Annotated in this window: 9 protein-coding genes and 1 pseudogene; 5 read left to right on the top strand and 5 right to left on the bottom strand. The window is 62.2% G+C overall.

Features of this window, described 5'->3' with window-relative positions:
• The 5 genes and pseudogenes from ATY78_RS28105 to ATY78_RS03890 form a co-directional block, all read left to right on the top strand.
• Positions 1 to 134, top strand: a pseudogene (locus ATY78_RS28105) (sugar ABC transporter ATP-binding protein); the annotation flags it as partial.
• Between the two features lie 15 nt (positions 135 to 149).
• A complete protein-coding gene (locus tag ATY78_RS03905) occupies positions 150 to 1,709 on the top strand; it encodes a GMC family oxidoreductase (RefSeq protein ID WP_088681031.1) in 1,560 nt (519 codons plus the stop codon).
• A 9-nt stretch (positions 1,710 to 1,718) separates the two neighbouring features.
• Positions 1,719 to 3,374, top strand: a complete 1,656-nt coding sequence (locus ATY78_RS03900; protein WP_088681030.1) for a GMC family oxidoreductase N-terminal domain-containing protein — start codon at positions 1,719 to 1,721, stop codon at positions 3,372 to 3,374.
• Between the two features lie 23 nt (positions 3,375 to 3,397).
• Positions 3,398 to 4,567 (top strand): Gfo/Idh/MocA family oxidoreductase, encoded by a 1,170-nt coding sequence (locus tag ATY78_RS03895; protein ID WP_088681029.1) that lies wholly within the window; start codon positions 3,398 to 3,400, stop codon positions 4,565 to 4,567.
• Between the two features lie 13 nt (positions 4,568 to 4,580).
• Complete coding sequence (locus ATY78_RS03890) at positions 4,581 to 6,662, top strand: FAD-binding protein (RefSeq protein ID WP_088681028.1); 2,082 nt, start codon at positions 4,581 to 4,583, stop codon at positions 6,660 to 6,662.
• Positions 6,663 to 6,672: 10 nt separating this feature from the next.
• Here the strand turns inward: ATY78_RS03890 and ATY78_RS03885 are convergent, their stop codons facing one another.
• From ATY78_RS03885 to ATY78_RS03865, 5 genes are read right to left on the bottom strand one after another with little or no spacing between them, the layout of a single operon-like run.
• Positions 6,673 to 6,855: a hypothetical protein gene (locus ATY78_RS03885; RefSeq protein WP_088681027.1), complete on the bottom strand. Its 183-nt coding sequence runs from the start codon at positions 6,853 to 6,855 to the stop codon at positions 6,673 to 6,675.
• 5 nt (positions 6,856 to 6,860) lie between these two features.
• The gene (locus ATY78_RS03880; protein ID WP_088681026.1) at positions 6,861 to 7,091 is read right to left on the bottom strand and encodes a hypothetical protein; all 231 of its coding nucleotides are present in this window, start codon (positions 7,089 to 7,091) and stop codon (positions 6,861 to 6,863) included.
• 52 nt (positions 7,092 to 7,143) lie between these two features.
• On the bottom strand, positions 7,144 to 7,935 hold the full coding sequence (gene xth / locus ATY78_RS03875) for an exodeoxyribonuclease III (RefSeq protein WP_088681025.1): 792 nt from the start codon (positions 7,933 to 7,935) through the stop codon (positions 7,144 to 7,146).
• A gap of 34 nt (positions 7,936 to 7,969) precedes the next feature.
• A complete protein-coding gene (locus ATY78_RS03870) occupies positions 7,970 to 8,371 on the bottom strand; it encodes a GFA family protein (RefSeq protein ID WP_088681024.1) in 402 nt (133 codons plus the stop codon).
• A gap of 8 nt (positions 8,372 to 8,379) precedes the next feature.
• On the bottom strand, positions 8,380 to 8,877 hold the full coding sequence (locus ATY78_RS03865) for a hypothetical protein (protein WP_088681023.1): 498 nt from the start codon (positions 8,875 to 8,877) through the stop codon (positions 8,380 to 8,382).
• Between the last annotated feature and the right edge of the window lie 143 nt (positions 8,878 to 9,020).

The following is a 9,020-nucleotide window of genomic DNA, read 5'->3' as shown; positions in this document are numbered from 1 at the left end:
AGCTCGGCGGCAAGGAGGTCGTCGCCCGTCTGCGCGCCGATGCCGGCATCGCACCCGGCCAAAACACACGCCTCGCCTTCAATCTCGACAAGGCCGTCTTCTTCGATCCCGAAACGCAGGCGCGGATCGTGTGATGTCCAGGTGCTAGAATGAGCGGTTCACCCGACATTGTTATCATCGGCTCCGGCGTCGGCGGCTCCACGATCGCCGCCGGCCTTGCTTCGACCGGCGCCCGGATATTGATCCTCGAAGCTGGCGATCACATCGCCGACCTTCCCGTCAATCGCGATCAGCGGGCCATCTTCCAGCGGGGCCACTTCCGGCCGCAGGAGACATGGTACGAAGCGGATGGCAAAGGCTTCAACCCCGGCAACTACTACAATGTCGGCGGGAACTCGAAATTCTACGGCGCCGTCCTGTCGCGTTACCGCAGGGAGGATTTCGGCGTCATCGAACACCGGGAGGGTGTGTCGCCGGCCTGGCCGTTCCCCTACGAGGTTCTGGAGCCGTGGTACTCGAAGGCAGAACATCTCTATCAGGTGCGCGGCAGTCTCGGTGAAGATCCCACGGAACCGTACCATTCGACTGCCTACGACTATCCGCCAGTCCCCGATGAGGCGCCAATCGCCGATGTCAGGGCGCGCCTCAGGAAGAAAGGCCTACATCCGTCTTCCCTGCCGCTCGGCCTGGATCTCGACGCTTGGCTCGCCAAGGCCCAAACACCATGGGATGCGCATCCGAATTCCCGCGACGGCAAGATGGATGCGGAGACCGCAGCTCTCGCGTCGGCGCTGAAGCACGAGAACGTGCGGCTGGAAACCAATGCTCGTGTTATGAAGCTCGAGACGGGAGCGGGGAGCCGGATCGACCGCGTCACCTATCTCAAGAACGGGCAGGCGGTGACCGTCTCGCCTGAGATCGTGATCCTCTCAGCCGGCGCGGTTCAGTCCTCCGTACTTCTGCTGCGCTCGAAAAACGACCGCTTCCCCAGAGGTTTGGCGAACTCTTCCGACCAGGTGGGCCGCAACTTCATGAACCACAACGCGTCCGCGGTCATCGCGGTCTCGCCGCGGTTCAGGAATACCGCGGTCTACCAGAAGACTTTTGCCTTCAACGACTTCTATCTCTCGGACGGGGAGGGAGGGCCGCCGCTCGGTAACGTGCAGCTTCTGGGCCGCATTTCCGAAAAGGTCCTCAAAGGGTCTCTGCCGCAAGCGCCAGAATGGCTTCTGCACTTCATCACCAGCCATGCCATCGACTTCTATGCGATGAGCGAGGATGTGCCCAATCCGGAAAGCCGGGTCATGGTGGATGGAGACCGGATCATTCTCCAATGGCAGCGAACCAACTGGGACGCCCATCTTGCGCTCGTCGCAAAATTGAAGGCGATCCTGAAATCGATCGGATTTCCGATCGTGCTGTCGAGGCCCTTCGACAAGCGCACGCCTTCCCATCAGTGCGGAACGATCCGCATCGGAAACGACCCGGCGACGGCGCCGCTGGACACCTACTGCCGTTCCTACGACCACGAAAACCTCTTCGTCGTCGATGCCGGTTTCCTGCCGACGTCGGCCGCGGTCAATCCTGCGCTCACCATCGCAAGCCAGGCGCTGAGGGTTGCGGATCACATTGCATCGAAGGACTTGCAGGCATCAGCAGATCCAACATTGAGCGCCGGCGGCTTTCGGTCGCGAGAGCGCAGGCAATAGGACAGTAAAATGGATTTCGACTACATCATCACGGGCGCCGGACCTGCAGGATGCGTGCTTGCAAACCGTTTGAGCGAAGATCCCGACGTCCGCGTTCTCTTGCTCGAAGCAGGTGGAGGCGACTGGAATCCGCTTTTTCACATGCCGGCCGGCTTTGCCAAGATGACCAAGGGCGTTGCCAGCTGGGGGTGGGAAACCGTTCCGCAGAAGCACATGAAGGGCAGGGTACTTCGCTATACCCAGGCGAAGGTCATCGGTGGCGGCTCATCGATCAACGCGCAGCTCTATACACGCGGAAACGCGGCCGATTACGATCGCTGGGCTGATGAAGACGGCTGCGAGGGCTGGGACTACCGCTCGATCCTTCCCTATTTCAAGCGTGCCGAGGATAACCAGCGCTTCGCCGACGACTATCACGCCTATGGCGGTCCGCTCGGCGTCTCGATGCCGGCCGCGCCGCTGCCGATCTGCGACGCTTATATCCGCGCGGGGCAGGAGCTCGGCATCCCGTATAATCACGACTTCAATGGCCGGCAGCAGGCAGGCGTGGGCTTTTATCAGCTGACACAGCGCAACCGCCGCCGATCATCGGCTTCGCTCGCCTATCTCTCGCCGATCAGGGACCGGAAGAACCTGACGGTCCGGACTGGCGTGCGCGTCGCGCGCATCCTGCTGGAGGGGAATCGGGCAATCGGCGTCGAGATCGCGACCTCGCGGGGATCGGAGATCGTGTGCGCCGAACGTGAGGTCTTGGTTTCCTCGGGCGCGATCGGGTCGCCGAAGCTTCTTCTGCAGTCCGGCATAGGACCGGCCGATCACCTCAAGTCGGTGGGCGTCAAGGTGCTCCATGATCTTCCGGGCGTCGGCGGCAACCTTCAGGATCACCTCGATCTTTTCGTCATCGCCGAATGCACCGGCGACCACACGTATGACGGCGTCGCAAAACTCCACCGCACGCTTTGGGCCGGAATACAATATGTCCTGTTCCGCACTGGCCCGGTGGCCTCGTCACTCTTCGAGACCGGTGGCTTCTGGTACGCCGATCCCGATGCGCGTTCTCCCGATATCCAGTTCCACCTCGGTCTCGGCTCCGGCATCGAAGCAGGCGTCGAGCGGCTCAAGAATGCCGGTGTGACGTTGAATTCCGCCTATCTCCATCCGCGCTCGCGGGGAACGGTGCGTCTGTCGTCGTCCGATCCGAGTGCCGCTCCCCTGATCGATCCCAACTACTGGTCCGATCCCCACGACAGGACGATGTCCCTGGAGGGTCTCAAGATTGCGCGCGAGATTATGCAGCAGGCAGCGCTGAAGCCCTACGTCATGGCCGAAAGGCTTCCCGGACCAAAGGTCATGACCGACGAGCAGCTTTTCGACTATGGCTGCGCCAACGCCAAGACCGACCATCATCCGGTGGGCACCTGCAAGATGGGGAGCGGCCCCGACGCCGTTGTCGGGCTCGATCTCAAGGTCCACGGCCTGGAAGGCCTCAGGGTCTGCGATTCCTCGGTTATGCCGCGTGTGCCCTCATGCAACACGAATGCCCCGACGATCATGGTCGGCGAAAAGGGATCGGGTCTCATTCGGGGCCTGCCTCCGCTGGCCCCAGCCATCTTCGCCTACGAACGCAATGATGCCAGGCCCCGCGCCCGCGCTGAAATCCGCTAAGCCCTGTCGAGAGGAGTACGACGATGTCAGAAGTGAGAGTTGCGGTGCTTGGCGCCTCGGGCTGGATGGGAAAGGTCCACACCATGGCCTACCAGACCTTTCCGCATTTCTTCGGCGTTTCCGATGGAACGGCGCGGATCGTGTCCCTTGTCGACGGCAATCCGAAGGTCGCCGATGACCTTGCCAACAGGGCGCCGGGCGCCCGAATACTCCAGGATTGGAAACTGGCGGTCGCCGATCCCGATGTCGACCTGATCGACATCTGCCTGCCGGACCATCTTCACTATCCCGTGGCCAAGGCGGCCCTGCTGGCGGGCAAGCATGTCTACTGCGAAAAGCCCCTGGCAAATACCGCTGGGGAAGCGCGGGAACTGGCCGACATCGCCAGAGAGAAGGGTGTCATCACGCGCGTCGGACACGCCTTTCCCCGAAATCCCGTCCATGATCTGGCCAAGGACATCATTCAATCCGGTGAAATAGGTGAGATCAAACTGTTCCGCGGCTGTCAGCACGTCGACATGTACGGTGATCCCATGGCGCCCTTCATGTGGCGCGCCGATGGAAAGCTCGCGCCGACCGGGATCGTCGGCGATACCGGCTCGCACATCTTCAGCTTCATGGATTTCCTGGTCGGCCGCGTCAGTTCCCTGATCGCCGACAATCTGATCGTGACGCCGCGCCGCCCGGTCATCGAGGGCCTTGCCTATGGCGAGCAGGTGAAACTGTCAGGCAACGAGGCCTGGGCCGATATCACCAATCCCGACGCGACGAACCTGCTCTGCCGGTTCGAAAACGGCGCCGGCGGCATCGTCGATTTCAGCCGCGTCGCGACAGGCCGCAAGTTCATGCAGACCTATGAAGTCTATGGAACGAAAGGCAGCATCGCCTATACCTATGACGAGATAAACCGGCTGCGTTTCTACTCCAACGACGACAGCACGGGACGCCGGGGCTTTCGCGAGATCGACGTGGGTCCGGAGAACCCGACTTTCAGGGCTTTCCTTCCGCTGCCGAACTTCGGCATAGGCTACAACGAGAGCAAGATCATCGAGGTGGCCGAGGTCATCCGATCGATCGTCGCAATGAAACCGATGTGGCCGACATTCGATACGGGCCATCATATCTGCCAGATCGTCGACGCATGCATGGAATCTTCCCGCCTGAAGCGCTGGGTCGATATCCCGCTCAATTGATTGTGACGAGCCGATGACCATAGACGTTCCGCAGGAAATCCTTGATGCATTGACCGATGTCGACATGCCGCGGCTTCCGCCGGAGGCTCCTGCTTCCGGAGCGGCCCGGCTCGCTGGCATCGATGTGCCGGTCTACCGGGCCGGCTGCGTCGTCGCCGGCTCCGGTGCGGCGGGCCTGCGCGCGGCGGTGGAAATGAAGCGGCGCGGCGATGACGTCGTCGTCATCAGCCAGAGCGCATGGGGCGGAACCTCGGCCTGTTCGGGATCGGACAAGCAGACCCTTCACACTGCGAATACGGCCGATCAGGGCGATAATTACAAGGCGATGGCCCGCGCCATCCGCAGCGGCGGCGCCATGGACGAGGATACGGCCTATGTCGAGGCTGTGGGCTCGTCGCGGATGATGGCGTCGCTGCAATTTTTGGGCCTGCCGCTGCCTCAGGACCCTCTCGGCGGAACGCTGAGATATCAGACCGACCATGACGAGGTCGGCCGTGCCACAAGCTGCGGCCCGCGCACCTCGCGCCTGATGGTCAAGGTGCTGGCGGAGGAAGCGATCCGGCTCGGGGTGCCGTTCTACAACCAGACCACCGCGGTCAAGATTCTCACCGAGGGCGATGGAACCGACCGGCATGTCGTCGGCATACTCATGATGCGCGCCGGCGACCGTACGCAGGAGAACCCGCTGGGCATCGCGCTATTCGTCAGTGATGTGATCGTGCTTGCCGCCGGCGGGCCGGGTGAGCTTTATCGTGACAGCGTCTATCCCAACGGCTGCTTCGGCTCGCTCGGGCTTGCCCTGGAGGCGGGCATCGAGCTCGTCAACCTGACCGAAAGCCAGTTCGGTATCGGAACGCGCAGGGAAGGGTTTCCATGGAACCTGTCGGGCACCTACGTCCAGGCGATCCCGCATATCTACTCGGTCGATATGCAAGGTGTCGAACATCACTTCCTGGGTGAATATTACCGCAGCACCCAGGAATTGGCGTCGAACGTTTTCCGCAAGGGCTATCAATGGCCGTTTCACGCAACGCGCATGCTCGATTTCGGTTCGAGCCTGGTCGACCTCGCCATCTATCGCGAAACGGCGGCAGGGCGGCGCGTCTTCATGGATTTCAACCGGAATCCGCTGCCGGTGCCGGGCGACCTGCCATTCGGCCTGGAGAGGCTGGATGAAGACGTCCGCCTCTATCTCGGCAAGGCCGGCGCCGATCAAGACATGCCGATCGACCGGTTGAAACACATGAACCCGCTCGCAATCGAGCTCTACCGCCGCTACAAAATCGACATTGCCGCCGAGCCGCTGGAATTCGCGGTCAACAACCAGCACATGAACGGCGGCCTCATGGTCGATGTCTGGGGCCGCAGTAATCTCAGGGGCTGTTACGCGGTCGGGGAGGCGGCCGGCACGCATGGCGTGACCCGGCCGGGCGGAGCGGCGCTGAATGCGGGGCAGGTCTTCGGCACCCGGGTGGCCGAGCATATCAGCGCGAGCGGTAGAGCGAAGCGGGCTGCAGCAGACGATATCACCACGACCGCGGAGGCAGGCATCGTCGACCTTCTGGGGGCTCTGCGCACCGAGAGCCCGCTCTCCGTCAAATCGATCCGTGCGGATGTGCAGGCGCGCATGAGCGAAAAGGCCGGCATCATCTGCGATCAGGAGAGCGTCAGCGGCGCCTTGAGCGAAGCACGCAAGCTGAATGCCGACATTCGTGACCAAGGCATCGCCTACGGCCGCGGAGCGGAAGCTGTTCGCGGCGTGCAATGGCGGCATATGGCGCTGGCATCGGAAGCCGTGCTCACCGCGCTTGACTTCTTCATCCGCAATGGAGGCGGCAGCCGCGGGGCCCGGGCAATATGCGATACGCAAGGCGAATCCCTTCCGCTTGTGCGCTCGGGTCCCCTGCAGCAGTATCGCTTCCGGAAGGAACGGCCGGCGCATCGGGAAGAGCAGATCGTCGTTCGGCTCGATGGGAATGAGATCGTGCTCTCAACGCGCCCGAACCGCACCTTCGATGAAAGCGCCAGATCCTTCTTCGAGCGGGACTGGCCTGCCTGGCTGACAGGCCGCATCTATGATCTCGCGGATGAATGAGGGCTGCTGATCAATCGGGATTCGGAACCGCCGGCGGAACCCGGACGCGTTCGGTATCGTCGGAACCTTCGGCGACGGCTTCTTCGCTTTTGCGCACATGCCTCGGTGGATATTTTCCCTCGATCGGCTTCGGCGACAGTTGGTCGTCGGCCTGGATTTCGTCAGTGTTTAGGTAGTTTTTGCCTTCGCTCATCGCCGTCATTTCCGATTGGAGGATTGCGGGGCGGGGATACGATCTTTCGGATCGGCGCGACCTGTTTCAGGGTTGGCACCGGCGGGACGGTCGCCCGCTTCACGGCCGCTGCCCATGTTGACCGGAGGCTTGCGCTGGTCGTCGATATTGGTTTCCGGCAGCTCGTCGTCCTGGGTGTCCTTGTTCAGTGACTTCGGCGGGATCTTTGCAGAATCGGGAATGGAATTGGTTGGCATGGGACAATCTCCTTCCATGCGTAACTCCAGCCGCCATTGCGGGTTCCCCGGCTCATGCGGCTCCAGCTTCGGGAAGGTCGAGTTCGATCATGACCGGCGCGTGATCGCTCGTATGCTCCCAGCCTCGCGGTTTCCTACGGACGCTCGCCGATCGAAGCCAAGGCGCGACTGCCGGACTGAGCAGGAAGTGGTCGATCCGAAGGCCGGCGTCACGCTCGAAGCTGTTTCGCCAGTATTTCCAGAATGTGTAGATGCGCTCGTCCGGATGCAGATGCCTGACGGCGTCGGTCCAGCCTTGAGCGACGAGATGGGCATAGGCCTTGCGGACTTCCGGCCTGAAAAGCGCGTCGTCCAGCCAGCGTTCCGGCTTGTAGACGTCGATCTCGGTCGGCATGACATTGAAGTCGCCAGCCAGGATCGCAGGCACACCGAGTTCGAGAAGCTCGGCGGCATAATCGTGGAGCCGACGGAACCAGCGGAGCTTGTAGTCGAATTTTACGCTTGGGAACGGGTTGCCGTTCGGAAGATATAGGCATCCGATCAGCATGCCGTCGATGACGGCTTCGATGTAGCGGCTGTGGGTATCGTTGGGATCGCCGGGAAGCCCGCGCCGTGTCGGGATCGGCGTCTTGCCCTTGGCGAGGATGGCGACCCCGTTCCACGATCTCTGTCCGTGCCAGATGGCGCCGTAGCCGGCTCGTTCGATCTCTTTTCGCGGGAATGTGGCATCATCTGCCTTCAGTTCCTGCAGGCAGACCACATCGGGCGCATCCTCCTTGAGCCAACGCAGCAGGATGTTCAGGCGGCCGTTGATCCCATTGACGTTGTATGTGGCGATTTTCATGAGACCCCCGCAACTCGGAGCGTTGCCTGGCGTCCTAGAAACGCTCCTGAGTTTCTTCCTCCGGAAGCCCGCGCCCGCAATCGGCCCAATTGAGGCGGCTTTCCACGCCGTAGTGTCCGGCCGGCCGGATTCTCTCCGGGGTATCAAGGGAGCCGGCCGTCACGCGCACCAGCTCATCGCCGTCATATTGCAGATAGAGCGGCGTTCCGCAGTCGCTGCAGAAGCCGCGTGTTGCGATCGGCGACGATCGATACGAAGCCGGTGTGCCGCGCGTCCAGACAAGATCGGCGATCCTGGTTTGCACGAGCACCGCGAAGGGACCTCCGGTCGCCTTCTTGCATATGTCGCAGTGGCAATATCCCGAGTGCGGCGGATGGCCTGCGAATTCATACCGGCAGGCTCCGCACAGACAGCCGCCGCTCCATTGCGTCGGCACGGCCGGCCTCAACGTGTCGCGCCGAAGACGAAGGCGATGCCGGCGACGATTGCGACCGCCGTCAGCGGCTGCTCGCGGATATGGTCTTCGATATCGCGCACGAAGCTACGCGCTTCCGCCTTTGCCACGCGGGCCGTCCCGGAAGCCAGCTCTGATGCCGATTCGGCTATCCGTCCGGCTTCTTTCCGAAGCGCGCGCATTTCCCGATGATCGGCTTGGAAACCATCGGAGGAGCCATCGGTCTCGCCGGTGGAGCGCAGGGCCTGGTCCACGAGCGGAAATTCCTCGTCGAGTTGGGTGATGTCGGGCTGCCGCCTCATCCGGTCGACCGCCTCTGTGTCGGTGCGGCCGGCAGGGATGGAGGTGTGAGTGGCCGACACGGGGTCGGACGCCGGGAAGGTGTCCTCGATTGCCTTGTCGAGCTCGCCTTTCCGGGGTTGCCTGCGCTGTTCTGCCTGTTCCCTACGCATGGATTGGACTGCCGGGGATTCGTTGGGGTTTACCATCAGGGATTCCTCCATTGTACGTCGACAATGAAAGCCACGACGAGGAAAGAAGTTCCGGAAGAATGCGTTCTCGCCTCACACAACGACAGTTGCGTCGAGGGCGGGCGATCCCGTCAGACTGTCCAGCGGATCACATCGGCTCA

Source organism: Rhizobium sp. R635, assembly GCF_002211285.1.
Classification (GTDB): Bacteria; Pseudomonadota; Alphaproteobacteria; order Rhizobiales; family Rhizobiaceae; genus Rhizobium.
This window is presented reverse-complemented; position numbering and strand designations above follow the sequence as displayed.